This is a genomic window from Vibrio sp. 1562 (assembly GCF_033340155.1).
Classification (GTDB): domain Bacteria; phylum Pseudomonadota; class Gammaproteobacteria; order Enterobacterales; family Vibrionaceae; genus Vibrio; species Vibrio alginolyticus.
Genome location: NZ_JAWOVY010000822.1, coordinates 1 through 507, shown reverse-complemented (window position 1 = coordinate 507; position 507 = coordinate 1). Strand labels below are relative to the sequence as shown.

Sequence of the window (507 nt, the reverse complement as noted above, 5' to 3'; positions counted from 1 at the left end):
GACATGAATGATCAGCGCAGTGCTGCGCTGACTCATGCAAACAGTCTGATGTCGAACATCGCTCACGTGAACAAGCAAATCGTTGAAATGCAAGGTACAGGCGGTAACCCTGCTCAATTGATGGACACGCGTGAAAAGCTGATCGGTGAACTGTCACAAGTGATCGAAGTGAAAACAACCGATCAACCGGATGGCAGCATGCAGGTGACGTTGGTTTCTGGTCAGCCGTTAGTCATGGGCTCGGACTTTGGTCAACTGTCTGCGATTCCTGATCCAAGCGATCCGTATCTTGCGGATCTGCACGTGAATTTTGCTAATCAAAGCTTCGCTATTGGCGATTCGGTCGGGGGTAAGTTGGGTGCCATCAACGATTACCAAACCGACGTTCTAAAGCCAAACCAAGTAGCGCTTGATGACATGGCAAAAGCTCTGGCAGATGAGTACAACGCGGTACTTGCTACAGGTAAAGACTTGAAAGGCAATGCTGGCAAACCACTGTTTAACTAC

Annotated in this window: 1 protein-coding gene; it reads left to right on the top strand. The window is 49.1% G+C overall.

What is annotated here, in order from left to right; translation table 11 throughout:
- Positions 1 to 507, top strand: a 507-nt coding sequence (locus R7Z49_RS27870; RefSeq protein ID WP_411913046.1) for a FlgK family flagellar hook-associated protein, incomplete at both ends; no start/stop codon positions are given.